Origin of the sequence: Aminobacter sp. J41, assembly GCF_000526635.1 — a bacterium.
Lineage (GTDB): Bacteria > Pseudomonadota > Alphaproteobacteria > Rhizobiales > Rhizobiaceae > Aerobium.
In genome coordinates this window covers 47694-72127 of record NZ_JAGL01000013.1, presented here as the reverse complement: position 1 = coordinate 72127, position 24434 = coordinate 47694, and the positions used below count along the sequence as shown (strand labels likewise).

The following is a 24434-nucleotide window of genomic DNA, read 5'->3' as shown; positions in this document are numbered from 1 at the left end:
ACTGCAATGAAATTGAGATCGATACTGATGGGCACGGTCGCAGCCGCGATCGCCATTTCGAGCACCCTGCCCGCTCGCGCGGAATTTGCCGACCGGACGCTTCGCCTCTCGAACGGCGTCAACCAGGACCACCCAGTTGGCAACGGCGTCGAAGCGATGCGCGCCTGCCTGAATGAAAAATCCGGCGGCAAGATGAAGATTGCCGACTTCTGGGGCGGTGCTCTCGGTGGTGACCTACAGGCCACGCAGGCGCTGCGCTCTGGCACGCAGGAAATGGTGGTGACCTCGTCCTCACCGCTCGTCGGCATCATCCCGGCGCTCGGCGTCTTTGACCTGCCCTTCCTGTTCGCCAACGAGCAGGAGGCCGACGCCATCCTCGACGGCGAATTCGGCAAGTACATCTCCGACATGCTGCCGGAGTTCGGCGTCATTAACCTCGCCTATTGGGAAAACGGCTTCCGCAACCTGACCAATTCGAAGCGCCCGGTTGAGAAGTGGGAAGATCTCGAAGGCATGCGCGTGCGCGTCATGCAGAACAACATCTTCCTCGACACTTTCGCCAACATGGGCGCGAATGCGATGCCGATGAGCTTCGGCGAGGTCTACTCGGCACTCGAGACCAAGACGATCGACGCACAGGAAAACCCGTTCGTCACCATCGACACCTCGAAATTCTACGAAGTGCAGGAGTACCTTTCGGTCACCCGCCACGCCTACACGCCGTTCCTCGTCCTTTTCTCAAAGCCGATCTGGGACACTCTCGCCGATGACGAGAAGGCTGCTCTCCAGGAATGCGCTATTGTCGGCCGCGACGAGCAGCGCCGCGCCAGCCGCGCCCTCTCCGATAAGTCGCTGGAGAACGTGAAGCAGGCGGGCCTCAAGGTGAACGAGGTCGCGCCGGAAGAATACCAGCGCATGGTTGAGAAGGCACAGTCGGTCTACGCCAAGCATGCCGAGAGCATCGGCAAGGAAGTCGTGGAACGAATGCAGGCTGCCCTCGCGGAACTGCGCAAGCAGTAATATGAAGTTCTGATGGTGAGGCAGAATGCCTCGCCATCACTTTGAGAAGTCGAGTCATGTCGCCCTTGAGCCCTGGTTCCGGATCTAAAACTGTCCCCGCAAGCAGCTTGGGCGACAATTCGGCAAGAAAGTTTCGCCCATGACCGCCGCGGCTGCTGCGCGCTCGCAAGCAGGCCTGTCTCCCGCGGCACGCGGCATGCTGGTCATGCTGCTTGCCATGTTCCTGTTTTCGCTCAACGACGCGATGGGCAAATGGCTGGTCTCTACCTACACCGTCGGCCAGGTGCTGTTGATCCGCTCCGCATTTGCGCTCGCCATCCTGGCACCCTTCGTCTGGCGCGCAGGGCTTTCTTCTCTCGTCTGCGTCGAACGGCCCTGGCAGCAGCTTGCCCGTGTTGTTTGTTCGACCGTCGAGGTGTTCTGCTTCTACTATTCGGTGTCGTATCTGCCACTCGCGGACGTCGTCACCTATTGGCTGGCGGCTCCGATCTACGTCGCAGCAATGTCCCCCTTCCTGCTCGGCGAGCGCGTCGGCCCGATCCGCTGGACCGCCATTGCCATCGGCTTCATTGGCGTTGTCATCGCGCTGACGCCGTCCGGCACGGTTGAACCGCTTGCGATCGGCGCTGCGATAGTCGGCACCCTCGCCTTCGCGCTGATGGTCGTCACTGGCCGCACCTTGCGCGGCACGCCCGACAAGACGTTGGTGACCTTCCAGCTGCTTGGCTCGCTCGCGGCGGGGCTCGTACTTTCACCATTCGGCTGGGTCACGCCGACGGCGCCTGACTTCATCCTGCTCGGCGCGCTCGGTGTGGTCGCTATGTTCGCACATATCTGCGTGAACCGTGCCGTGAAGCTGGCGGACGCTGCGATCATCGCGCCGTTCCAGTACACCATGCTGCCGTGGGGCATCATCCTCGGCTGGCTATTCTTCGATGACCTGCCGCGACCGGTGATGCTGATTGGCGCTGCCATCATCACCCTCTCGGGTCTCGTCATTTACATTCGTGAACGCAAGCAGCAGCGCTCCAATAGCGTTGTTGCCGATACCATTTCCGGAGACATTCCATGAAGAAGCTGCGCTCTCGCGCCTGGTTCGATACGCCGGGCAATCCCGACATGACAGCGCTCTACCTCGAGCGCTACATGAACTACGGCATCTCGCGTGAAGAACTTCAGTCGGGCAAGCCGATCATCGGCATTGCGCAGACTGGATCGGACCTTTCGCCCTGCAATCGCCATCACGTAGTCTTGGCCCAGCGCATCCGCGAGGGCATTCGCGAGGCCGGCGGCATCGCCTTCGAGTTTCCGGTTCATCCGATCCAGGAGACCGGCAAGCGCCCGACGGCGAGCCTCGACCGCAACCTCGCCTATCTTGGGCTTGTGGAGGTTCTGTACGGCTACCCGCTCGATGGCGTGGTGCTCACCATTGGCTGCGACAAGACCACCCCCGCCCTGCTGATGGCCGCCGCAACCGTGAACATTCCGGCGATCGCCTTCTCGGTGGGGCCGATGCTCAACGGCTGGCACCGCGGCGAGCGCACCGGCTCCGGCACTATCATCTGGAAGGCGCGGCAGCTGATGGCGGCTGGCGAAATCGGCTACGAGGAGTTCATCGACCTCGTCGCGAGTTCGGCTCCCTCCGTCGGCTACTGCAACACGATGGGCACCGCCTCGACCATGAACTCGCTGGCCGAAGCGCTTGGCATGCAGCTCCCAGGCTCGGCCGCGATCCCCGCCCCGCACCGCGACCGTGCTGAGATGGCCTGGCGCACCGGCAAGCGCATGGTCCAGATGGTGCATGAGGACCTGAAGCCGTCCGACATCTTGACCCGCAAGGCTTTCGAGAACGCAATCGTCGTCAACTCGGCAATCGGCGGCTCCACCAACGCACCGATCCATATTGGCGCGATTGCGCGCCACATGGGCGTCGACCTGCCGCTGCAGGACTGGCAAACGATCGGCCACGACGTGCCGCTCCTCGTCAACCTGCAGCCGGCCGGCGAATATCTTGCCGAGGACTACTACCGCGCCGGCGGCGTGCCGGCGGTGATCGGTGAACTGATCCGCCACAACCTCATCCACGAGGATGCGTTGACGGTGAACGGCAAGACCATTGGCGAGAACTGCCGCAATGCCGTGAGCGAAAACCCGAATGTCATCCGCAGCTTCGACAACCCGCTGGTTGAGCAGGCAGGCTTCCTCGTCTTGAGAGGCAACCTGTTCGACAACGCCATCATGAAGACGAGCGTGATCAGCAAGGAGTTCCGCGAGCGTTACCTGTCGAACCCGGACGACCCCGATGCCTTCGAAGGCCGTGCGGTGGTTTTCGACGGGCCAGAGGACTACCACGCCCGCATCGACGATCCGTCACTCGAAATCGACGAGCACTGCCTGCTCTTCATGCGCGGCACCGGGCCGATCGGCTATCCGGGTGCGGCGGAGGTCGTGAACATGCGTCCGCCGAGCTACCTCATCAAGAAGGGCATCCACTCGCTCGCCTGCATCGGCGACGGGCGCCAGTCGGGCACGTCAGGCTCGCCCTCGATCCTCAACGCGTCGCCGGAAGCGGCCGCGGGCGGTGGGCTTGCCATCCTGCGCACGGGCGACCGCGTCCGCATCGACCTGCGCAAGGGCGAAGCAAACATGCTGGTGCCTGAGGAAGAGCTGGAACGTCGGCGTGCCGACCTCACCGCCAATGGCGGCTACAAGTACCCCGCTCACCAGACGCCGTGGCAGGAGATCCAGCGCTCGATGGTCGACCAGCTCGGCAACGGAGGCGTGCTCAAGCCGGCCGTCGACTACCAGCAGATTGCCCAGACCAAGGGCTTGCCGCGCGACAATCACTGATCGCGCCCTCAAGACGAACGATGGCGCTCGATTGAGCGCCATCCAATTGCATTCAGCTTTACAGATCCGGCTATCTATAGCTTTGCGTCGTCGCCGTTGGTGTCGAACTCGATCGGGTATGGCAGCTGGCTGGCCGACTGCAGGACGAGCTCTTCGAGATCTTCAAGCGCGATATTTAGATGCTCATGCTTGCGCCTGAGCTGTTCCGCAACGACGGGGACGTTCACGACCCGATTGGTCGCCATCGCTTGCCGAACCAGTTCCGCAAGATCGGCGTTGAGTTCAGGCATGTCGAGCCTTTTCATCATTGACGGCTCCTTTCTGTGCATGACCGAAGCATGACTGGGACTGACCGGAAATGCAAGGGTAATATCTGATATTTGTTATTTATTTTCAATAAGTTAGCAATATGCACCAACTGCTTTATCTGGCCCTCTTGCGTCCATTGCAGGCCTTTAGACCAAGCTATACTTGACGCTGGTTCCGGCGGTTCCTAACTTTGTGCAATTAGCATCACTTACTCATCCCGTTCAGGGGGATTCGTTGGCTGAAATTGAACGCCAGGAACGCCTTCAGATCATGCTGACTGCCGAAGAACTGGCGGCGCTTGAAGACTGGCGTTTTGAACGACGCATGCCGAGCAGAGCAGCGGCGGTGCGCGAACTTCTGCGCCGCGGTCTTGCCGCGGAGGGCAAACTCCCGGCCAAGCCAGGAGCCAAGTCGGGGGATTACGGCGTTCTCGAGCCCGATATTCAAACGGAAGAAAAGGACGCTGGCTAGTTTAGCCGGCGTTATGCTCCTGTGCCTGTTGCGCCAGCGCAGCGCGCCGCCGCACGCGCTCGCGCCAGAAGGTGAACAGACCTGCGCCGACCACTATCAGCGCTCCGATGATAACGTTGGTGGCGAGCGCCTCTCCGAACACCACAAGGCCGACAATCGAAACGAACGGGAACTGGAGGTAGGCGAATGGCTGAACGCTCGAAGCGTCCGCTGCGTCGTAGGCCTTGATCAGCATCCAGTGACCGACCATCGCCAGCACGCAGAGAAGCGCCAGCCACCCTGCCTCACGCACCGCAATGGGCTCCCAGTGTAGTGCAGCGATTGGTGTGATGATCACGGCGCCGAACACGCCGGTCCAGAAGAAGCTTACCGCAGCGCTGTCACCCGCGGCCACATAGCGCGTCAACACGCTGTAGATGGCGAACAGGGTGGCGGCTGCGAGCGGCACGAGGGTCCACAGGCTAAGTACCGCCTCATTCGGATTGATGATCACCAGGACGCCGATGAAGCCGACGAAGATCGCCAGCCAGCGGCGCCAGCCGACTTTCTCGCCGAGGATGGGCACCGAAAGCGCGGCGATGATCAGCGGGTAGCTCACGAACACAGCGTGGGTGGCGATCAGCCCCAGCTTCACGAACGAGAACATGATCACGACGATCTCGGCAATCATGAACACTGCGCGCAGGATCTGCATCACCGGATACGCGCTCGCCACCGCGGTACGGAAGCCTCCCGGCCTGCGCGCCGCCCAGATCAGCGCCAGTGCCGCATAGACCCAGAAGCGCACCATGACGATCATGTAGACGCTGATGTCTTCCGCCAGATGGCGAGAGATGCCGTCCTGGATCGCGAAGATCAGGCAGGCCGCCGTCATGTAGAGCATGCCGACGCGGTTGTTGGACTGGCGATGTACGGGAGGGTTCACGGTGGGGGTCCGAATCTTTGTCGTGGGCGGTTCTTAGCACCAATCTCCATGCGGAATGCAACCAGATGCTCGCTCGTGCGTTGCGCTCCAAAATGTGTCCGTTGGGAGAGGGTCCATGCTGGCAGTGAAATCCTTTGCAGGGGCGGCGCTTGCGCTGTTCGTTTCGTTGACGCCGGCGCAGGCGCAGGTGGTCGTCAGTTCCAAGATCGACACGGAGGGCGGCGTCCTCGGCAACATCATCCGGTTGGTCCTCGAGCATGGTGGCATTTCTACAACCGACCGGATCCAGCTCGGCGCAACTCCGGTCGTGAGGAACGCGATCATCGCCGGAGAGATCCACATCTACCCTGAATATACTGGCAATGCCGCCTACTTCTTCGATAAGGCAGACGAGCCGATCTGGAAGGACGCTCAGAAAGCCTACGAGGAAGCGCGCAAGCTGGACTACGAGGCAAACCAGATCGTCTGGTTGACAGCCTCGCCCGCCAACAACACCTGGGGCATCGCGGTCAGGCAGGAACTCGCCCAGGAAAACCACCTCAAGACGCTGTCAGACTTCGGAAAATTTGTCAGCGACGGCGGCAAGGTCGTGCTCGCGGCCTCTTCCGAATTCGTGAACTCGGCTGCCGCGCTGCCCGCCTTCCAGAGCACCTATGGTTTTGAACTGAAGTCCGGCCAGCTGATCACCCTATCCGGCGGCGACACGGCAGCTACCATTGCCGCCGCGGCGAACCAGACCAGCGGCGCGAATGCGGCCATGGTCTATGGCACGGATGGAGGCATCGCCTCGTCCGGGCTCGTGGTGCTCGAGGACGACAAGAACGTGCAGCCGGTCTACCAGCCAGCTCCGATTGTGCGCGAGGATGTTCTGAAGGAGTACCCGCAGATCGAGGAACTACTGAAGCCTGTGTTCGAAAGGCTCGACCTCGAAACCCTGCAGGAACTCAACGGCCGCGTGCAGGTGGGCGGTGAAGCCGCGAACGCAGTCGCGGAAGACTTCCTCAAGACGAACGACCTCCTGAAATAGGCGCCGCGGTGGCGACCACTGCCGCAAGTGCCACCAAGCAACCAGCCCTGCACATCGACAAACCCGGTCTTCTCGTTGCAGGGCTGGCGCTCGTTGCGCTGGTCTTCCTGCCGTTCGCGACGTTTCGCGCCAACCGCATCGTACCTGGCGACGCGGTAGCGCTCTGGAACGCCGTGCCCCATTCGCTTGCGATCGTGGCCACGCTCGTCATCGCCGTAGTCGCGGCCCTCAGCCTCGTCAGAAGCCACCCGCTCCCCCGTCTGGCAATAGGCGCCGGCATTTTGGCGTTCCTGTTCGTGCTGATCGGCCTCAGCGGCACCCACCTTACGCCCGAAGGCGACCGCCTCGCGCGAGTTTCACCCGCCTCCGGCTTTTGGCTGCTTGTCTTTGCGTTCGGCCTTCTGGTGACGGACGCTCTCTCCCGTCTCGCGGCCGGTCCGCTCATCCGGTTGCTGCTTCTCGCAGGCTTCTACCTTTTGCTCGGCGGGGGGCTGACGATCGGTCTTTGGGATGATCTCTCCCTGATGAAGGAGTACGCCAACCGCGCTGCGAGCTTCTGGAACGAAGGGCGAAGCCATCTTCTGCTGGCAGTCGGCTCAGTGGCCGCGGCAATCCTTACCGGGGTGCCGATTGGCATCTTTTGCCATCGCGCGCCGTCATTGCGCGGCGCTGTGCTCAACGTCCTCAACACGATCCAGACCATCCCCTCGATGGCAATGTTTGCTCTGCTGATTGCCCCGCTCGGCTGGGTGGCAGCGAACGTTCCTGGCGCCAGCGCCCTCGGCATTCGCGGCATCGGCGCCGCCCCTGCCTTCCTTGCGCTCTACCTCTATTCGCTGCTTCCGGTGGTCGCGAACACGATCGCCGGTCTCGCGGGTGTAGCACCAGACGTCCGCGAGGCCGCTCGCGGCACGGGCATGACATCGCTGCAGCGGCTGATGAAGATCGAGTTCCCGCTCGCGTTGCCAACGATCCTGACCGGGGTGCGCATTGTCCTCGTCCAGAACATCGGCCTCGTCACCATCGCCGCGCTGATTGGCGGCGGCGGCTTCGGCGTTTTCGTCTTCCAGGGCCTCGGCCAGATGGCGGCTGATCTCGTCCTGCTCGGCGCACTGCCGACGGTGTTGTTGGCCTTCTCCGCGGCCGTCATTCTCGACGTGCTGATCGAGCTTGCCTCACCGCCACCATCAGGGGGCAGCGCGCGATGATCGAGATCGAGGGCGTCGGCAAAAGCTTCAACGGCCTTACCGCCGTCGACGACATCACCATGACGATCAACGCCCACGAGTTCGTGACCATCGTCGGCATGTCGGGCTCGGGCAAGACGACGCTCCTTCGTATGATCAACCGGCTGGTCGAGCTCGATCGCGGCACGATCCGCATCGATGGCGTCGACAACAGAAACGTACCGGGGCCGGAGCTGCGCCGCTCGATGGGCTACGTGATCCAACAGCATGGCCTGTTTCCTCACCGCACGGTCGCGGAAAATATCGCCACGGTGCCCCGTCTGCTCGGCTGGGACCGTCGACGCATCAAGGCACGCGTCGATGAACTGCTGTTGCTGTTTCAGCTTGAGCCCGAAGTCTACGGCCCGCGCTATCCGCACGAGCTCTCAGGCGGCCAGCAGCAGCGCGTGGGTGTCGGCCGCGCTCTTGCCGCGCAACCCAACATTCTCCTGATGGACGAGCCCTTCGGCGCCCTCGACCCGATCATCCGCAATAAGGCGCGGGAAGACCTTCTGGCGATCCAGAAGCGGCTCGGCACCACGATTGTCATGGTGACGCACGACATGGAGGAGGCACTTGCGCTGGGCAACCGCATCGCAGTCATGGATGCGGGCAAGCTGATCCAGTACGCCGATCCCGCGGAAGTTCTGCGGTATCCTGCGAGCGCTTTCGTCGAATCCCTTGTCGGCAAGGCCGAGCGGCCGTTCCGGCTGCTCTCCTTCAGCCGCGTCGCCGACATCATGGAAGCCGGCCCTGCGGAGGGCCCGGCCGTTTGCAGCGATTTGTCGCTGCGTGACGCCCTTGCCGAGATGCTGTGGCATGGGGCTTCCAGCCTTCCCGTCGCTGACGGGAACGGCGACCTGCTCGGGCGCATCACCCTCGAGGCACTGACACGGAACGGGGCGGGACCGGGATGAAGTGGCTGCCGACGCTGCTCCGCGCCCTCGCCTTTTGGCTTCTGGCCGCATTTCTGGTGACGCCCCGTTCGTTCGCTCCGCTCTTTTCCGGCCTGGCGCAGGGCACCGCTCCCGCGATCTACGACCGCGCCAGCCTGCTCATGCTGGCGGCGCAGCATTTGGCGCTCGTTTTTGTCGCGACGGTTGCTGCCGGCGTTCTGGCTATCGCTTTGGCCATTCTTGTCACCCGCAGGTTCGGCACCGAGCTGCTGCCCTTCGCCCGCAGCGTCGTCAACATCGGCCAGACCTTTCCGCCCGTGGCGGTGCTGGCGCTGGCCGTACCCGCGACCGGCTTTGGCGTGGTGCCGACCTTCCTCGCCCTTTTCCTCTATGCGATGCTGCCAATCTTCGAAAACACGCTAACGGGTCTCACCAATCTCCCCCGCGACGTGCAGGAAGCGGCCAGGGGCGTCGGTATGACGGGCTGGCAGCGCCTCTTTTCGGTCGAGCTCCCACTCTGTCTGCCATTGATCCTAGCCGGCGTTCGCGTTGCCGCCGTCATCAGCCTGTCAACCGCGACGATCGGCTCGACGGTCGCCGCGCCGACCCTCGGCGAAGTCATTATCGCCGGGCTTCAGTCCAACAACCTCGCCTTCGTCCTCCAGGGGGCTCTGGTCGTCGCCGTGATGGCGATCCTCATCCACGACGCGCTGTTCGCGCTGGAGCGGCATCTAGCTGTTCGTGGTACTTCTTGAAGGGCGTCGAGGCCTGTTGCGCGCCCTCCGCTTGTCCACCGCAGGTGGTTCCTCGCAATCCAGGATCCAGAATCCGCTGCCGAGGAGAAAAACGAACAGGATATACGTCGATTCCCAATAGTGGACGGCCCATCCCGCGATGAAAAAGCTGGCCATGGTGTACATATAGGCGGCTCGATAGGCCTTCAGCTTCTCATCGGAAAGCGGTTTTCGACCGATCTGATACAGAGCAGGAATGAACGCCGCGAAGGTGAGAACACCTCCCAGAATGCCGTGCCGAACGGCATTGATGATCCAGTACATGTCGATGCTTTCGGTAAGCCAGTCCGGCTTCTCCCACATGCCCAACCCCGTTCCCCATAAGGGATGGTTGAGGATCGACTCGGTCCCGTACTGCCATGTGAGCGTCCTGATGTACGCGGAGTGCTCATCAAACGCGAACAGCGAAATCAGAATGACGGCTAGCGACCTGTTCGCGAACAGCTCCGTGAGAATGAAGAGCGTCACGCCACCCGCAGCCATCAGTCCCCACTTCATCGGGACTCGCGCGAAAACCCGGTTCCATACCATCAAGCCGATCTGTGCGACGACGGACGTCAGCGGACCTGACGACAGCGAGAGGAATGACGTGAAGAAGACAAGCCCTGCCTTCATGAGGCGGTTGAAAAGTGGCTTCCCATACCCGAGGACCAGCCACGTCAGCGTGAGGGTGCAGCCGATGGTCAGGCCAAAATGAATCGGATGAAGAAGATTGACTTGCGCGCGGTTCAGCCCCCAGCGCAGCGGCATGCCTGCATCACCATAGGTCGGCAGAACCATCCGAAAGGCCTGCATGATCAGGTTGCGTCCCGTGACCGACTCGATGAGCGCAAAAGGCAGCAGAATGACGGTGATGATGAAGAGCATCCGGACCGTCCGGTAGAAGGTGTCCTCATCGCGGATATAGCAACGCGCGACAAGGAAGCCGCCCATCGCTTCGATGAAAAAAATGCCGACCGGTTCGACCGAGAAATCTACGCCGTGCACGGCCACCATCGCCACGCCGGCCCAGATGCAAAGGAGAAGCAGCGCAATATCCGTCATCCGCTTCCGCCCGGCGCCGCCGGACCACCAACGGTAGAGCAACAAGGGTACCAGCAGCAGAAGTACGATGCGATATGGGGTCAGGCGCACCGGCCCTAGCGGTATGATCCAGGGGATCTGCAGGGAAAACAGCAGCAGGAACAATGGAAGCGGGAAGGGCTTCCTGTCGGTCCTTGCCTCGCCCATGGTGCGCCCATGGCTCCTTCCGAATGGTCCTGCACGACGCGGCCGCTTCGACAACGGCGGGGCGGGGATGGTCATCGCATCTGCCTGCGCGCTGGCTGTCATTGCAAGAGTCTGAGGGTTGGGCATCGCGATCACCTGATCGCTGAACTTAGGCGCCTAGCCCAGGCGAGCTAAACCTGTTCTTTGGAGGTAGCGAACAGACTGAGGGAAGTAGGAGGCTGCAACTTCACAGCCCATTCTTCTGCTTACTCACCGACGCAGAAGTCCGCGGCCTTCGCAGAGCCCCGTACTCGCAGCAATCCATGCGAAAACAGACCAGGCATTGCCTGATCCCGTTCCTCCCGATGAGGCCTCTGTCATATGATTGACTGGCCCCGCTCACAATCCTACCGTCGCGCTGTGGAGGGGACATTGCTGACCGTCGATGAACTTATCGCAGGAAGTGGGGCCGCATTTGGGACCAGCGGGCTGCGTGGGCTGGCGACGAGCCTGACGAACAGCATCGTTTGGGGTGCTGTGACAGGCTTCCTTGAGTTTCTCCGGCAAGAGGGCGAGTTTCATTCCGGCCCTGTAGCTGTCGCTGGCGACCTGAGGGAGAGCACGCCGAGGCTGCTGCAGGCCTGTGCGAGAGCAATTCGGGACGCTGGCGGTCAGCCTGTCTTCTGCGGCTTGATCCCTACGCCCGCCCTTGCTTACTACGCTTTCGCACGAGGCATTCCCGCTATCATGGTGACGGGCAGTCACATCCCGGCGGAGCGAAACGGCATCAAGTTCCACCGTTCCAGCCGCGAAATCCTCAAGGATGACGAAGCAGCGATCCTGCGCCAGCCGGTGCCCGTGGAGCGTTTCCGCTTCACCGCTGGCGAAACGCTGGAGGCGGTTGCTCGACATCCCGAGGCAGACCTTATCGCAGATCTGTATGTCAGCCGATATCTCGATTTCTTCGGTTCTTCCACGCTCCAAGGCCTGAAGATCGGCGTTTGGCAGCATTCGGCCGTCGGGCGGGATATGCTCATACGGACACTTCGTGAACTGGGCGCCGTGGTCGTTCCGTTGGGACGCAGCGAAAGCTTCGTGCCTGTCGATACTGAGGCAATACCTCCGGACCTTCGCCTACAGGCAAAAGCATGGGTGAAGGAACACAGGCTGGACGCGATTGTCTCGACCGACGGTGACTCCGACCGGCCGATGCTCGCGGATCAGACCGGGGAGTGGCTGCGCGGAGACACTATTGGCCTATTATGCGCGCGGGAACTCGGCGCAGAGTGCGTTGTGACCCCCATCAGCAGCAGCACCGCGCTTGAGCGCAGCAGCCGTTTCTCACGCATCATACGAACCCGGATCGGCTCCCCCTACCTCATCTCCGCCATGCTTGCAGAGCGGGAGAGGCGCAGCGGCATCGTCTGCGGCTACGAGGCCAACGGCGGTTTCGTCCTCGGCAGCACGATCGAGCGAAATGGCCGGGTCCTTACGGCGCTGTTGACCCGCGATGCAATGCTGCCGCTTCTTAGTGTCCTGACCACATTAAGAGGACGAACAGTATCAGAACTGTGCGCTGAGCTTCCCCAACGCTTTACATACAGCGACCGGCTGCGGGATTTTTCCAATGAGAACAGTCTGGAAATTGTGAAGCAATTAGCTATCAACGCGGCAGATCCGCAGAGGAGCCCGCTCTTCAAGCGGTTGTACAGCCACTGCGGAGACCTCCTCAGCGTCGATCAAACTGATGGCGTCCGCATGACCTTCGCCAGCGGCGACATCATTCACTTTCGTCCGTCGGGAAATGCACCCGAACTTCGCTGCTACACCGAATCCGATTCAAGCGCCCGAGCAGAAAAGCTCAATGCTTTCGCACTGGACATGGCACGCGGCTCCTAACGCCCCCGCAATTCATCCTTGGCCCCCTCTGAGAGCACGGTTCCCGCATGGATGAAATGCAATCCCGGCGGATTGTCGGGCCCTTCCGCGTCATTATATTGCCGGGAACCTGAACGACGGCTGGCGGGTTGATCGCGCCATCGGGGCGGGATTTTCAATGAGCATCAGCTGGCGGGTTCGAGGCGGCACGATTTGAGAAAGCGTTGGGTCCTTGTTGTTGCTGTCCTTGCAGTTGCCGCAGCCTGGGCGGGCTATGCCCGACCGTGGGAGGAAAAGCCCATCGCCGTTGCAACCGAAACAGTTAGCGCCGGACCCGTTTCGCAGGTGCTGGCGGTCAACGGCCGCGTTGCGGCCCGGCATAGCGTGACGGTCCGCGCGGCGGTTTCAGCCAAGGCAATAGAGCTGCATGCCGATGAAGGCGACAGGGTGAAGGCGGGTGACCTGCTCGTTACGCTGGACACCGCACTCGTCAAGGCGCAGGTCGATGAGGCTACCGCCGCCCTCGAAGGCCAGCGCAGCAAGGAGCGCCAGGCCGAAGTGACAGTCGCACGCGCCAAGGCGCTCGGAGTAAACAGCCCCCGCTCTGCGCTGGAAGATGCCGAGCTTTCGCTGGCTAGCGCCGTCAAGGAGACGCAGCGCCTCGCGGCGGTGCTCGAGCAGATCAGGGAACAGGCTTCGCAATACCTGATCCGCGCGCCGATCTCCGGTGTGATCCTCACCCGAGGCGTGGACCTCGGCCAGCTCGTCGACACGCAGAGTGAGCTGTTCGTCATCGCCGACACCAGCGAACTGGTGGTGGAGGCCGACATCGACGAACTTTATTCCTCCCACATCCGCGAGGGGCTGAAGGCGCTGCTGCAACCAGTGGGCGCGAGCGTCGCTCAGGAGGGCACCATCACCTTCGCGGCGCCCAAGGTCGATCCGTCGACAGGCGGACGCAAGGTCAAGATCTCACTCGACAGCGACGGATCGCTGCCAATCGGCCTTACGGTTAACGCCAACGTGATTGTCAGGGAATTCGACAGCGCCCTGTCGCTGCCGCGCAAAGCGATCATCACCGAAGGTACCCAGAGCCACGTTCTTGTCATCAGCGATGGCGTCGCGTCGAAGCGCGAGGTCAAATTTGCCGACTGGCCGGCCGAGCGTGTCATTGTCACCGAAGGTCTTACCGAAGGAGATGTAGTGATCCTCGACCCCGGCTCGGTGAAGCCTGGCGCGAAGGTCGCGGCGGGCTAGACATGCTCTATGCGCTGAAATTCGCCCTGCGCTATCTCGGCTCCAGCAAGCTGCAGACGGGACTTCTGGTGCTGGGCGTTGCCATCGGCGTGTTCGTCTTCGTGTTCATCAGCGCCCTGATCGGCGGCCTCGGCATGTTCCTCGTTGACCGAACCGTCGGCGACATCTCACATGTCACCATCGAGGCGCCAAGCCGCGATGCGACCCTGATTTCGGCAAGGCCCGATACAGCAGCAACCGTCTACCAAAAGGCAGTCGGACAGCGCGAAGTGCTGCGCACGGCCGATGCTTTCCTGCCTATGCTCGAGGCGATGGACGGCATCCGTGCGACCTCGCAGCAGATCGTCGGGAACGGCTTCATTCTGCGGGGTCAGTCGCGCGCGCCGGTCTACGTCAAGGGCGTCGAGGCCGACAAGGTTTCGGCCATCTCCGACATCGACGGCCATCTCATTGCCGGCTCGGCCCGGACGACCAATTCGAGCATCATCATCGGTGCAACGCTCGCTTCTGACCTTGGCCTGCGCGTCGGCCAGGTCATCAACCTGCAATCAGATCGCAATGTCGAGCGCGCGCTGATCATCGCCGGCATCTTCTCCGTTGGCGTCGAGACCCTCGACTCGCGCACTGCCTTCGTCAGCCTCGCGGCGGCGCGCTCATTGTTCGACCTTGACCAGGGCGTCAGCCGCATCGAGATCAAGCTCGACGACCTCAATGCAGCCGAAAGCTACGCCCAGCGCATTGCCGCAATGACGGGACTCAAGGCAACGCCCTGGACCGAAAACAACGCGCAGCTCCTTGATGGCCTTCGCGCCCAGAAAAACTCCGGCGACCTGATCAAGGCCTTCTCGCTGGTCACTATCGTCATTGGAGTGGCAAGCGCGCTGCTGCTGTCCACCTATCGCCGCCGCCCGGAGATCGGCATCATGCGCGCCTTTGGTGCAAGCCGCTTCTTCGTCGTCGTCGTTTTCGTGATCCAGGGCATCCTCGTCGGCCTGATCGGCGGCGTGCTCGGCGCAGGGCTGGGTTACGTTGTCATGTCGCCGTTTCCGGTCCCGGAACAGGCGCAGTCGGGCTCGTTGCCGATCGACGTGCGCCAGGGCGACTACCTTGTGGCCGTTCTCCTAACTGTCCTCGGCGCCATGGTCGCATCGATCTTGCCCGCGCGCGCCGCCGCCCGGGTCGATCCTGTCGAGGTAATTGGCCAATGACGGCGCTGGTCGAGATCCGCGATCTGGTCAAGACCTTCGGCGAAGGCGAGACGGCAACGCGCGTGCTGCGCGGCCTCGACCTCACGCTCGTCGAGGGCGATCTCGCCGCCCTGCTTGGCCCTTCAGGGTCCGGGAAGAGCACGCTGCTCACCATCCTCGGCACGCTGATGCGGCCGACATCCGGCAGCCATGCGATGCTCGGGGAGGACATGACGAGTGCGAGCGATGCGGCGCTGACCGAATTCCGCAACCGTCACATCGGCTTCGTCTTCCAGTTTCATCACCTGCTGCCAGATTTCACGGCGCTCGAGAACGTGGTCTTCCCCACTGCCGTCAGTAAGGGACGCGAGACGCGCGAGGCACGCGAGCGCGGCGAGGAGCTGTTGCGCCGGGTAGGGCTGGGCAACCGCATCCACTTTCGCGCGACGCAACTCTCGGGCGGACAAAAGCAGCGCGTGGCAATAGCGCGGGCGCTGATGAACCAGCCGGAGCTGGTGCTCGCCGACGAGCCGACCGGCAACCTCGACCGCGAGTCTGCAGGGCAGGTCATGGAGCTGATCCGCGAGATCAACGAGACTGAGAAGACGACCTTTCTCATCTCCACCCACGACGAAAAGATCGCTGCAGCGTGCAAGCGGCAGATCAAGGTGGTCGACGGCAAGGCTGTCGCCGAAAGCTGACGGAAGGGGATTCGCGTCCCCTGCAAGCGGCAACATTACAAACTTTCGCTCATAGGCTTTTCCCACCTTTGGCCCTGACGCAGGCTGCGCTTCCACAGCCTGAGCGGCGCCTGGGGGGGGGGCGCGCCAGTCTTTGTTTCGCTTGGTTTCGCTTTTGCTTCGCACTGCCCTAAAAGTGAAACAGCACAAAGAAAATCAAAACGGTTGTGAAACTGTCACATAGAGACAATACTACCGTCTGCGGAACCGGCGCCGAAGCATCGCCAAAGCATTGCTGCGGCCCGGCCTTCGCCAACTAATTGGGAGCGAGACAAATATGAAAATTCAGGGCTTCGCGGCGGGCATCGCCGCAACTTTCACCATTCTCTCGACGTCGACTGCTTTCGCAGTCACCGAGATTTCGTGGTGGCATGCGATGACCGGTGCCAACAATGAGGTCGTCGAGACGCTTTCGAAGGAATTCAACGAGAGCCAGAGCGAATACAAGGTGACGCCCGTCTTCAAGGGCACCTATCCCGAGACCCTCAACGCAGGCATCGCCGCCTTCCGCGCCGGCCAGGCTCCGCACATCATCCAGGTGTTCGACGTCGGTACCGGCGTGATGATGGCCGCCGAGGGCGCCGTGAAGCCGGTCGCCGACGTCATCTCGATGGGCGGTTCACAGTTCGACAAGAGCCAGTACCTGCCCGGCATTGTTGCCTACTACTCGAAGCCCGACGGCACGATGCTGTCGTTCCCGTACAACTCCTCCTCGCCGATTCTGTACTACAACAAGGACATCTTCCAGAAAGCCGGTCTGGACGCGGAAAACCCGCCAAAAACCTGGCCGGAAGTCTTCGAGGCAGCCAAGAAGATCAAGTCGAGCGGCGCGGCTCAGTGCGGCCTGACCTCGACCTGGCTGACCTGGATCGGTCTCGAGAACTTCGCTGCCTGGAATAACCTCCAGTACGCGACGCATGAGAACGGCCTTGGCGCAACTGACGTGGAGCTCACCGTCAATACCGAGCCGTTCGTCCGTCACTTCCAGAACATTGCCGACCTTGCCAAGGATGACACGTTCCGCTATGGCGGCCGCACGTCCGAGGCCAAGCAGCTGTTCCTGTCGGGCGAATGCGCGATCATGACCGAGTCCTCGGGCGGTCTCGGCGACGTGATCAAGTCGGGCATGAACTACGGCCTCGGCCAGCTGCCATACTATCCGGATCTCGAAGGCGCTCCGCAGAACACGATCCCGGGCGGCGCCAGCCTCTGGGTGTTCGGCAACAAAAGCGACGAAGAGTACAAGGCAGTCGCAGCCTTCTTCAACTTCCTGTCGCAGACGGAAATCCAGCAGCGCCTGCACGAAGTATCTGGCTACCTGCCCGTGACGCTGGCAGCTTACGAGGCCACCAAGGCTTCCGGCTTCTACGACAAGAACCCGGGCCGTGAGATCCCGATCCAGCAGATGATGGGCAAGGAGCCGACCCCGAACTCGAAGGGCGTGCGCCTCGTCAACCTGCCGCAAGTCCGCGACATCCAGAACGAAGAGTTCGAGAAGATGCTCGCCGGCGAGCAGACTGCCCAGCAGGCTCTCGACAAGGCCGTCGAGCGCGGCAACGCGGCAATTCAGCAGGCCCTCGGCAACTAAAGCCAGCTTTGCTGATTAATGGACACCCGCGCCGCGTGCGCGGGTGTCCGATGCTGTCCACGCCAGCTTGAGGAGACCCCTTGTCCCCACGCGTCGTCTTTCCTAACAAGGTGCTGCCCTACCTGCTGCTCCTGCCGCAGCTCGCTATCACCATTGTGTTCTTCTACTGGCCCGCAAGCCAGGCGCTTTACCAGTCGGTGCTGCGAGAAGACCCGTTCGGTCTCAAGAGCACCTTTGTCGGCTTTGCGAATTTCCGCCGGGTGCTGAGCCAGCCGAGCTACATCGACAGCGTCCAGACCACGGCAATCTTTTCGGTCTCCGTGGCCTTCATCGCCATGGTCATCGCGCTGCTGCTCGCCGTCATGGCCGACAAGATCATTCGAGGCCGCGGCTTCTACCGCACGCTGATGATCTGGCCCTATGCGGTTGCTCCGGCAATCGCGGGCATGTTGTGGCTGTTCATGTTCAACCCGACCATGGGCAGCTTTGCCTACATGCTGCGCTCCGCCGGTATTCAATGGGATCCATTGCTGAATGGTCCCCAGGCGATGGCTTTGGTCATCGCGGCAGCGGCATGGAAGCAGATCAGCTACAACTTCCTGTTCTTCGTCGCCGGGCTGCAGGCCATCCCTAAGACGCTGATCGAAGCAGCCGCCATCGATGGCGCGGGAGAGACCAAGCGTTTTTGGACGATCATCTTCCCGCTGCTGGCGCCAACCACGTTCTTCCTGCTCGTCATCAACACGACCTACGCCTTCTTCGACACCTTCGGCATCATCCATGCTGTCACCGGTGGCGGCCCCGGCAAGGCGACCGAAACGCTGGTCTACAAGGTCTACAACGATGGCTTCGTGAACCTGAACTTCGGCGACTCCGCCGCTCAGTCGGTCATCCTGATGATCATCGTGATCCTGCTGACCGCTTTCCAGTTCCGCTACGTGGAAAGGAAGGTGCACTATGGCTGATCTCGCACAACCGGCCACCCGCGCCGTCGCGCTCGGCCGCAAGGAACAGGGCGGGATGCTCGGCATCAGCCGCGGCTCGCGCTACACGGCCCATGCGATCCTGATCATCGGCCTGCTGATTGTCGCCTTTCCGATCTACTACACCTTCGTCGCCTCGACGCACTCGCTGCAGACGATCCTGCGTCCGCCGCTGCCGCTGCTGCCGGGCGGCCGCTTCTGGGAGAACTACACGACGGCTCTGTTCGGCGGCATTGGCCGCATCGGCGGCGTCGACGTCAGCACCCTGCTCTTCAACACCACGGTCGTGGCGCTGGCCATCGCAATCGGCAAGATTGTCATCTCGATCCTGTCTGCCTTCGCAATCGTGTTCTTCCGCTTCCCGCTGCGGATGTTCTTCTTCTGGGTGATCTTCGTCACACTGATGCTGCCGGTGGAAGTGCGCATCCTGCCGACCTACAAGGTGATGGTCGATCTCGGCCTGATCGACACCTATACGGGCCTGACCCTGCCGCTGATGGCCTCGGCGACGGCCACGCTTCTGTTCCGGCAGTTCTTCCTCACCATCCCCGGCGAACTGGTCGAGGCCGCACGCGTCGATGGCGCCGGACCTTGGCGGTTCTTCAAGGACATTTTGCTCCCGCTGTCGAAGACCAACATCGCGGCGTTGTTCGTGATCCTCTTCATCTACGGCTGGACGCAGTACCTGTGGCCCCTGCTGGTCACCAACCGCAACGACATGAACACCATCGTCATCGCGCTGAGGAAAATGATCTCCTTTGCCGATGCCGACACCCAGTGGCACCTCGTCATGGTCACCTGCGTGCTCGCTATCCTGCCGCCGATCCTGGTGGTGGTGCTGATGCAGCGCTGGTTCGTGAAGGGCCTGGTCGAAACTGAGAAGTGAGAAACGCAGCTTATGGCAACAGTTGAACTGAAGGATGTCCGCAAGGTCTATGCCGGCCGTGTCGAGGCTGTGAAAGGCGTGTCGATCTCGATCCCGGATGGCGCGATGTGCGTCCTCGTCGGCCCCTCAGGCTGCGGCAAGTCCACCCTGCTTCGCATGATCGCGGGGTTGGAGGAAATCACCGAGGGTACCGTCTCGATCGGCGGCGAAGTCGTGAATACAAGAGGCCCTGCAGAGCGCGACATCGCCATGGTGTTCCAGAACTACGCGCTCTATCCGCACATGAAGGTCTACGACAACATGGCCTATGGCCTGCGCAACCGCGGCATGGACAAGGCCGAAATAGACCGGCGCGTGCGCGAGGCAGCAGCGACACTCGGACTTGCCGATTTCCTCGAGCGCAAGCCGCGCGAGCTCTCGGGCGGCCAGCGCCAGCGTGTTGCGATGGGCCGCGCCATCGTGCGTAGCCCCAAGGCGTTCCTGTTCGACGAGCCGCTGTCAAACCTCGACGCCAAGCTGCGCGGGCAGATGCGCATCGAGATCAAGAACCTGCAGAAGTCGCTGGGCGTCACCAGCGTGTACGTGACCCACGACCAGGTCGAGGCCATGACGCTCGCCGATACTCTGGTGGTCATGAACCAGGGCCGCGCCGAGCAGATCGACACGCCGCTTGCGGTCTATGAGCGCCCTGCGAGCATTTTTGTCGCCGGCTTCATCGGCTCGCCGGCCATGAACCTTCTGCCCGCCAAAGGTACCCAAAACGGTCTGGCGCTGGCCGCCGGCGGCACGGTGAACCCGAAGGAAACCGCACTGCCTGCTCCCGGCCGAGACGTGCTGCTCGGCATCCGCCCCGAGCACATGACGCTGGTGAACGATGCCACCGCCGCCGACCTCGAACTCAAGGTGACGGCAGTCGAAACGCTGGGCGCCGATACGCTCGCGCATGGCTATCCACTGTCGAGCAACGGCAGGTCAGAGCCGCTGATCGCGCGCCTGCCCGGAAGCGTCCGCGTGAAGGACGGCGACGTGCTGCCGCTCGCCGTCCAACCCGGCATGGCGCACATTTTTGACGCCGCGACGGGTCTGCGGATCTGACAACGACGCGGTGCCACGACCTCCGCTCAGCTCATTCCTTGAATGCCGCTGTTTCTGACGCTATATTTCGTCAGAAACAGCGGCATTTTTCATGAGGTGATTCCATGGGCCTGGCACAATACGCAGATGACGGCATCTTTTCGCCGCGCAAGATCGCGGAAGTGCTGCGCACGACCAGCGAGGAGATCGCCCGCAGCGCGGGCCTCGGCAAGGACGCCATCCAGCGCAAGGACCGGCTGCGCTCGGACAAGACCCAGCGGCGCCTGCGCGAGGTGACCGAGATCATCAACAAGGTCGAGCCGCGCTTCGGGTCGGCCCTGATGGCCTATGCGTGGTACCGCTCCGAGCCCCTGCCCGGCTTCTCCGGCCTCACGGCAATGCAGGTGGTGCGCGAGGGACGTGCCAACGAGGTGCTCGACTATATCGACGCCGTCGACGCCGGCGTTCACGCCTGAGCCGCCCCTTGCGTTATCAAGGCACCCTCTACCGGGCGATCAATCCCGTCTACGCGCGCGAGCCGCTGTCCGGCCGAGGCGCTGAACTGTATGGCGGACGCTTCAACCGCAAGGGCACGCCCGCCCTCTACCTCTCGCTGAGCATCATGACCGCGCTGCGCGAGGCCAACCAGGCCGGCAGCCTGCAACCGACAACGCTCGTCTCCTACGACGCCGACATCGGCAACGTCTTCGACAGCCGCGACGACGACGCACTTGATGTTTTCGGCATGGATGCCGTGGGTCTCGCCGATACGACCTGGCGCGACCAGATGCGGATTAGGGGAGAGGCGCGCACGCAGGCGTTTGCGCGCGAACTTGTCGAGGCCGGCTATCACGGGCTGCTGGTACGCAGTTTCGCGAAGGGCGCGACGCCGGAGGACCTCAACCTCGTGGTGTGGCGCTGGGGCGCGGGCGCCCCAGCACGGCTTACCGTCATTGACGACGAAGGCCGCCTGTCCCGCTAGGCGAGCTATGCCCTCACCTCCTGGCGCTGGAACACGACATAGGCCAGCGTGAACAGCACCAGCATGGCGGCGACCATGCAGGAGATCTGCGGCCAGACGATCATGACGCTCTCCATCGTCGGCAACGGCGCGCCAATGACAGCGCCCTGCAGCTGGTGCATGAAGAGCGGGCCAACCGAGCGCGCCGACGGGTTCAGCAGCAGTCCGGTGATCTCGCTGTAGAGTGTCTGCGGTGAGAACCGAGCGATCGACTGCTGCAGCTCGTACTGATTGACGATGCTGACCGGATCGAACGGATCAACCGGCTGGAGGCTCGCCAGCAGCGGCGCGATCATGCCCCAGAAGAAGGTCAGGATCAGCCAGACGCTGAGCGCTGCGAGGGCCGAGGTCGCCGGCGTGCGGATGACCGTCGAGAACGAGATCGCCAGCGCCAGCCACACGCCCGCATAGAACAGCGTCGCAATCAGCCAGAACACGCTGCGGACGATGTCTGCCCCCGAGGGCGGGAGGCCGAGCGTCAGGATGCCAAGGCCCACGGTCAGCAGCCACAAGGTCAGCAACGCGATCGCGATGACGAGAAGCCCGCCAAGGAATTTGCCGAAGAGGATCGCATCGCGATAAACCGGCTGTGCGAGCAGCCGGCTCATGGTGCGCCGGTTGAACTCGCCATTGACTGCGTCGAAGCCGAGGCTGATCGCCACCAGCGGCAGCAGGAAGCCGAGGAAGGCAGCGAACGACGGCAGCGGCTCGCGCGCGACCGTGAACAGCTTGAGGAACAGATAGGCGTCTTCCGCCGTCGTGTCGCGGATACGGTCGATGGCACCCCAGGCGGCGGCGATTGCCGTCAACAACACCAGCAGCATCACCAGATGCATGCGGGCGCTCGACATGTGGTCGGCCGCCTCCTTGAGGGCGACGATGCCGACGCCCTTGAACGGTGAACCTTCACGCGGCATGTGCAAGCTCCCTGAAATACTGGTCGTAGGCCTCGTCGAGGCGCGCCCTCCTGAGGTCGAGGTTCTTCAGCGATCCGCCCGCCGAAACGATCAGGCGGGCGAGGTCCGGGCGCACGTCGTGTGCCGCCTCGACCTGCCAGCGTCCGTCGGGCTGCCGCTGCACGGAGGATACCCCGGAGATCTGCGCGCCGACGTTCTGCAGGTCGGCCCCATCCGCCTCGACGTCGATGACGAAGGAGCCGCGGCCGATCCGCGCCGCAAGTTCCTCGATCGTGCCGAAGAAGCCGATGCGGCCGCGATGGAACAGCGCGACCCGCGTGCAGATTGACTGCACCACGTCCAGCATGTGCGAGGACAGAAGGATCGTCATGCCGCCCTGCGACAGCTCTTGTATGAGGTTGAGGAGGTCATAGGTAGACTGCGGGTCGAGGCCCGAGGTCGGCTCGTCGAGGATTGCGACCTTGCATTCGCGCATGATCAGTTCGGCGATGCCCAGACGCTGGCGCATGCCGCGCGAATAGGTGGCCACGCGGCGGTCAGCAACCTCGCTGAGCCGCACGGTGGCAAGCGCGTCCGCAATCCGCTTCTCGGCCTCCTCCCGGCTCATGCCGGAGAGCTTCGCCGTAAAGCGCAGGTTCTCGCGCCCCGTCATCAGGTCGTAGAAGCCGACGGCGTCTGGGAGATACCCCACCTCGCGCTTGACCTCGAGCGGCTGTCGCAGCGGGTCCTTGCCGAGGATGTTGACGGTGCCTTCGGTCGCCTCGGTGAGCCCAAGCAGCATCAGGATCGTCGTCGTCTTGCCCGCGCCGTTGGGACCGAGCAGGCCGATAACCTCGCCCTTGCTGACGCTGAGGTCGATGCCAGAAACGGCGGCGAAGTTGCCGTATTTCTTCGTCAGGCCTTTCGCCTCAAGAACGATTTCGCTCATCGCCGGCCATACCTCGTCACGGCGCCGCCGAGGATCAGCGCGGCGGCAGCAATGATGCCGAGGCCGGCGGCGCCCCACATGGTCGAGGTGCGGACGGTGGTGCGGAACTGCACGCTTTCGGACACGGTGTCATTTTCCGCGCGCAGCGAGACCATGTAGTCGCCGGCCACCGCCTTCTCCGACGGCGTGATCTTCACGTTGACTTCCGCGGTGGAGTTTGGCGCAAGCTGGCCAAGCTCCTTGGGGTCGAATTCGACGTTCCAGCCGGTCGGCGGTGTCGCGGCCATTTCGATGCCAGAGGCCGGCGCGGTGCCGGCGTTGACGACAGTAAACGCGAAGCTGGTTTCCTTGCCGGCGACGGCTTCACCGGACAGGCGCTCCTGCGGGCCTACCAGGCGCAGCTGCGGCTCGCCGGTGATCTCGAGGCTCACCTGCGTCGACTCTGCGATGCCGTTGCCCGAAACCTCAAGCCCGACATCATAGCGACCGGCTGCAGCATTGCGCGCCGGAATGACTTCCATCGTCACCGTCTCGGTCGCGCCCGCAGCGATCGGCACGCCGGTGATCTCCTCAGAGCCATAGCCCTTCTTGAAGCGGGTATTGAAGCCGGCCGGAACGCTGGCGGCGAGATTGAACAGGCCGTCCTCGGCGCCTTCATTTTTCACCTTGATCTTGAAGGAGAAGGTGGAGCGCGAGGTGCCGCGAAGGCCAGGGAGTTCCGGATCAAGCGACAGCCCGGAAGACGCCGTCTCTGAGCCCGACAGCCTCACGGTCAGCGGCAGTATAACGGTGTCGGTCGCCGTGCGGGCCTTCACCTCAATGTTGTAGGCCTCTGAGGTAGCCGCGTCCTGCGGCGGGGTCAGTTCAAGCGACAGCCGTTCCGTGGAATCCGGCGAGACCATCGCGGCCGACACTTCCTTGCCGCCGCCTTTCAGCGCCCACTCCCACCCTTCCGGCACGCCGGCCACCTCGATCGAGGCACGCTGCGGCGGCAGGTTCTCGTTGCGCAGCGATAGCGAGAGGGTATGGGTCTCACCCGGCTTGATCGCCAGTTCCGGATAGGATGTGGTCAGCCAGAAACCCTTCAGCGCCTCCCCCGTTCCTGCCTCCTGCGCGCCGGCCGGCACGGCCGCGAGCAGAATCGTCACAAGAGAGGTCACAGCCAAAAGCGATCCCGACTTGGTTGTCATCGTTCTCTCCCATTTTCGTTGATGTGCGAAAAATCAGTGGGCCGCGCAGGCACGCTTC

The 24434-nt window shown here is 62.6% G+C and carries 24 protein-coding genes; 18 read left to right on the top strand and 6 right to left on the bottom strand.

Annotation, left to right across the window (positions count from 1 at the left end):
* The first annotated feature begins 12 nt into the window (after positions 1–12).
* From L630_RS0111005 to L630_RS0110995, 3 genes are all read left to right on the top strand, one after another.
* Positions 13–1020, top strand: a complete 1008-nt coding sequence (locus tag L630_RS0111005) for a TRAP transporter substrate-binding protein (RefSeq protein ID WP_024848310.1) — start codon at positions 13–15, stop codon at positions 1018–1020.
* A gap of 139 nt (positions 1021–1159) precedes the next feature.
* On the top strand, positions 1160–2092 hold the full coding sequence (locus tag L630_RS0111000; RefSeq protein WP_024848309.1) for a DMT family transporter: 933 nt from the start codon (positions 1160–1162) through the stop codon (positions 2090–2092).
* Entirely contained in the window at positions 2089–3870 is a 1782-nt protein-coding gene (locus L630_RS0110995; protein WP_024848308.1) for an IlvD/Edd family dehydratase, read from the top strand. The genes L630_RS0111000 and L630_RS0110995 overlap by 4 nt, the downstream gene beginning before the upstream one ends.
* A 74-nt stretch (positions 3871–3944) precedes the next feature.
* On the opposite strand, the gene L630_RS21310 is transcribed toward L630_RS0110995, so the two are convergent.
* The gene (locus tag L630_RS21310; protein ID WP_024848307.1) at positions 3945–4178 is read right to left on the bottom strand and encodes a hypothetical protein; all 234 of its coding nucleotides are present in this window, start codon (positions 4176–4178) and stop codon (positions 3945–3947) included.
* Between the two features lie 235 nt (positions 4179–4413).
* On the opposite strand from L630_RS21310, the gene L630_RS0110985 reads away from it, so the two are divergent.
* Positions 4414–4650 (top strand): hypothetical protein, encoded by a 237-nt coding sequence (locus tag L630_RS0110985; RefSeq protein WP_024848306.1) that lies wholly within the window; start codon positions 4414–4416, stop codon positions 4648–4650.
* Position 4651: 1 nt separating this feature from the next.
* Here the strand turns inward: L630_RS0110985 and L630_RS0110980 are convergent, their stop codons facing one another.
* Complete coding sequence (locus tag L630_RS0110980) at positions 4652–5575, bottom strand: DMT family transporter (protein WP_024848305.1); 924 nt, start codon at positions 5573–5575, stop codon at positions 4652–4654.
* A gap of 115 nt (positions 5576–5690) precedes the next feature.
* Between L630_RS0110980 and L630_RS0110975 the strand changes: the two genes are divergently transcribed.
* Genes L630_RS0110975 through L630_RS0110960 form a run of 4 tightly spaced genes read left to right on the top strand, consistent with a single transcriptional unit; the run spans position 5691 to position 9479 of the window.
* Positions 5691–6602 carry an ABC transporter substrate-binding protein gene (locus tag L630_RS0110975; RefSeq protein WP_024848304.1) on the top strand — a complete coding sequence of 304 codons (912 nt, stop codon included), beginning with the start codon at positions 5691–5693 and terminating at the stop codon, positions 6600–6602.
* A gap of 8 nt (positions 6603–6610) precedes the next feature.
* Positions 6611–7810 (top strand): ABC transporter permease, encoded by a 1200-nt coding sequence (locus tag L630_RS0110970; RefSeq protein WP_024848303.1) that lies wholly within the window; start codon positions 6611–6613, stop codon positions 7808–7810.
* Positions 7807–8745, top strand: coding sequence for an ABC transporter ATP-binding protein (locus tag L630_RS0110965; protein ID WP_024848302.1), 939 nt, complete (start codon positions 7807–7809; stop codon positions 8743–8745). Before L630_RS0110970 ends, L630_RS0110965 begins: the two co-directional genes overlap by 4 nt.
* Entirely contained in the window at positions 8742–9479 is a 738-nt protein-coding gene (locus tag L630_RS0110960) for an ABC transporter permease (RefSeq protein ID WP_024848301.1), read from the top strand. Before L630_RS0110965 ends, L630_RS0110960 begins: the two co-directional genes overlap by 4 nt.
* Here L630_RS0110960 and L630_RS0110955 read toward each other — a convergent pair.
* A complete protein-coding gene (locus L630_RS0110955) occupies positions 9456–10874 on the bottom strand; it encodes a hypothetical protein (protein ID WP_144708636.1) in 1419 nt (472 codons plus the stop codon). The two genes, L630_RS0110960 and L630_RS0110955, sit on opposite strands and share 24 nt — an antisense overlap.
* A gap of 285 nt (positions 10875–11159) precedes the next feature.
* Here L630_RS0110955 and L630_RS0110950 point away from each other — a divergent pair, with 285 nt between their 5' ends.
* From L630_RS0110950 to L630_RS0110905, 10 genes are all read left to right on the top strand, one after another.
* Positions 11160–12626 carry a phosphomannomutase gene (locus L630_RS0110950; protein ID WP_198019542.1) on the top strand — a complete coding sequence of 489 codons (1467 nt, stop codon included), beginning with the start codon at positions 11160–11162 and terminating at the stop codon, positions 12624–12626.
* Between the two features lie 192 nt (positions 12627–12818).
* Positions 12819–13862, top strand: coding sequence for an efflux RND transporter periplasmic adaptor subunit (locus L630_RS0110945; protein WP_024848298.1), 1044 nt, complete (start codon positions 12819–12821; stop codon positions 13860–13862).
* 2 nt (positions 13863–13864) lie between these two features.
* On the top strand, positions 13865–15070 hold the full coding sequence (locus tag L630_RS0110940) for an FtsX-like permease family protein (protein ID WP_024848297.1): 1206 nt from the start codon (positions 13865–13867) through the stop codon (positions 15068–15070).
* Positions 15067–15750, top strand: a complete 684-nt coding sequence (locus L630_RS0110935; protein WP_024848296.1) for an ABC transporter ATP-binding protein — start codon at positions 15067–15069, stop codon at positions 15748–15750. The genes L630_RS0110940 and L630_RS0110935 overlap by 4 nt, the downstream gene beginning before the upstream one ends.
* A 316-nt stretch (positions 15751–16066) precedes the next feature.
* Positions 16067–17377, top strand: a complete 1311-nt coding sequence (gene ugpB, locus L630_RS0110930; RefSeq protein WP_024848295.1) for a sn-glycerol-3-phosphate ABC transporter substrate-binding protein UgpB — start codon at positions 16067–16069, stop codon at positions 17375–17377.
* Between the two features lie 80 nt (positions 17378–17457).
* Positions 17458–18342, top strand: coding sequence for a sn-glycerol-3-phosphate ABC transporter permease UgpA (gene ugpA, locus L630_RS0110925; RefSeq protein WP_024848294.1), 885 nt, complete (start codon positions 17458–17460; stop codon positions 18340–18342).
* A 55-nt stretch (positions 18343–18397) separates the two neighbouring features.
* Positions 18398–19246 carry a sn-glycerol-3-phosphate ABC transporter permease UgpE gene (gene ugpE, locus L630_RS0110920; protein ID WP_024848293.1) on the top strand — a complete coding sequence of 283 codons (849 nt, stop codon included), beginning with the start codon at positions 18398–18400 and terminating at the stop codon, positions 19244–19246.
* Positions 19247–19258: 12 nt separating this feature from the next.
* A complete protein-coding gene (gene ugpC, locus L630_RS0110915; RefSeq protein ID WP_024848292.1) occupies positions 19259–20341 on the top strand; it encodes a sn-glycerol-3-phosphate ABC transporter ATP-binding protein UgpC in 1083 nt (360 codons plus the stop codon).
* A gap of 104 nt (positions 20342–20445) precedes the next feature.
* Positions 20446–20796, top strand: a complete 351-nt coding sequence (locus tag L630_RS0110910) for an antitoxin Xre/MbcA/ParS toxin-binding domain-containing protein (protein ID WP_024848291.1) — start codon at positions 20446–20448, stop codon at positions 20794–20796.
* An 8-nt stretch (positions 20797–20804) separates the two neighbouring features.
* Entirely contained in the window at positions 20805–21302 is a 498-nt protein-coding gene (locus L630_RS0110905) for an RES domain-containing protein (RefSeq protein WP_024848290.1), read from the top strand.
* A 5-nt stretch (positions 21303–21307) separates the two neighbouring features.
* Here the strand turns inward: L630_RS0110905 and L630_RS0110900 are convergent, their stop codons facing one another.
* From L630_RS0110900 to L630_RS0110890, 3 genes are read right to left on the bottom strand one after another with little or no spacing between them, the layout of a single operon-like run.
* The gene (locus tag L630_RS0110900) at positions 21308–22258 is read right to left on the bottom strand and encodes an ABC transporter permease (protein ID WP_024848289.1); all 951 of its coding nucleotides are present in this window, start codon (positions 22256–22258) and stop codon (positions 21308–21310) included.
* Positions 22248–23186, bottom strand: a complete 939-nt coding sequence (locus L630_RS0110895) for an ABC transporter ATP-binding protein (protein ID WP_024848288.1) — start codon at positions 23184–23186, stop codon at positions 22248–22250. Before L630_RS0110895 ends, L630_RS0110900 begins: the two co-directional genes overlap by 11 nt.
* A complete protein-coding gene (locus L630_RS0110890) occupies positions 23183–24376 on the bottom strand; it encodes an NEW3 domain-containing protein (protein ID WP_024848287.1) in 1194 nt (397 codons plus the stop codon). The genes L630_RS0110895 and L630_RS0110890 overlap by 4 nt, the downstream gene beginning before the upstream one ends.
* Positions 24377–24434 lie beyond the last annotated feature (58 nt).

Bases quoted from the DNA above. Each gene is read 5' to 3' on its own strand.
- L630_RS0111000 (WP_024848309.1), top strand. From the start codon at position 1,160: ATGACCGCCGCGGCTGCTGCGCGCTCGCAAGCAGGCCTGTCTCCCGCG.
- L630_RS0110995 (WP_024848308.1), top strand. From the start codon at position 2,089: ATGAAGAAGCTGCGCTCTCGCGCCTGGTTCGATACGCCGGGCAATCCC.
- L630_RS21310 (WP_024848307.1), bottom strand. From the start codon at position 4,178: ATGATGAAAAGGCTCGACATGCCTGAACTCAACGCCGATCTTGCGGAA.
- L630_RS0110975 (WP_024848304.1), top strand. From the start codon at position 5,691: ATGCTGGCAGTGAAATCCTTTGCAGGGGCGGCGCTTGCGCTGTTCGTT.
- L630_RS0110965 (WP_024848302.1), top strand. From the start codon at position 7,807: ATGATCGAGATCGAGGGCGTCGGCAAAAGCTTCAACGGCCTTACCGCC.
- L630_RS0110960 (WP_024848301.1), top strand. From the start codon at position 8,742: ATGAAGTGGCTGCCGACGCTGCTCCGCGCCCTCGCCTTTTGGCTTCTG.
- L630_RS0110955 (WP_144708636.1), bottom strand. From the start codon at position 10,874: ATGCCCAACCCTCAGACTCTTGCAATGACAGCCAGCGCGCAGGCAGAT.
- L630_RS0110940 (WP_024848297.1), top strand. From the start codon at position 13,865: ATGCTCTATGCGCTGAAATTCGCCCTGCGCTATCTCGGCTCCAGCAAG.
- L630_RS0110935 (WP_024848296.1), top strand. From the start codon at position 15,067: ATGACGGCGCTGGTCGAGATCCGCGATCTGGTCAAGACCTTCGGCGAA.
- ugpB (WP_024848295.1), top strand. From the start codon at position 16,067: ATGAAAATTCAGGGCTTCGCGGCGGGCATCGCCGCAACTTTCACCATT.
- ugpE (WP_024848293.1), top strand. From the start codon at position 18,398: ATGCTCGGCATCAGCCGCGGCTCGCGCTACACGGCCCATGCGATCCTG.
- ugpC (WP_024848292.1), top strand. From the start codon at position 19,259: ATGGCAACAGTTGAACTGAAGGATGTCCGCAAGGTCTATGCCGGCCGT.
- L630_RS0110910 (WP_024848291.1), top strand. From the start codon at position 20,446: ATGGGCCTGGCACAATACGCAGATGACGGCATCTTTTCGCCGCGCAAG.
- L630_RS0110900 (WP_024848289.1), bottom strand. From the start codon at position 22,258: ATGCCGCGTGAAGGTTCACCGTTCAAGGGCGTCGGCATCGTCGCCCTC.
- L630_RS0110895 (WP_024848288.1), bottom strand. From the start codon at position 23,186: ATGAGCGAAATCGTTCTTGAGGCGAAAGGCCTGACGAAGAAATACGGC.
- L630_RS0110890 (WP_024848287.1), bottom strand. From the start codon at position 24,376: ATGACAACCAAGTCGGGATCGCTTTTGGCTGTGACCTCTCTTGTGACG.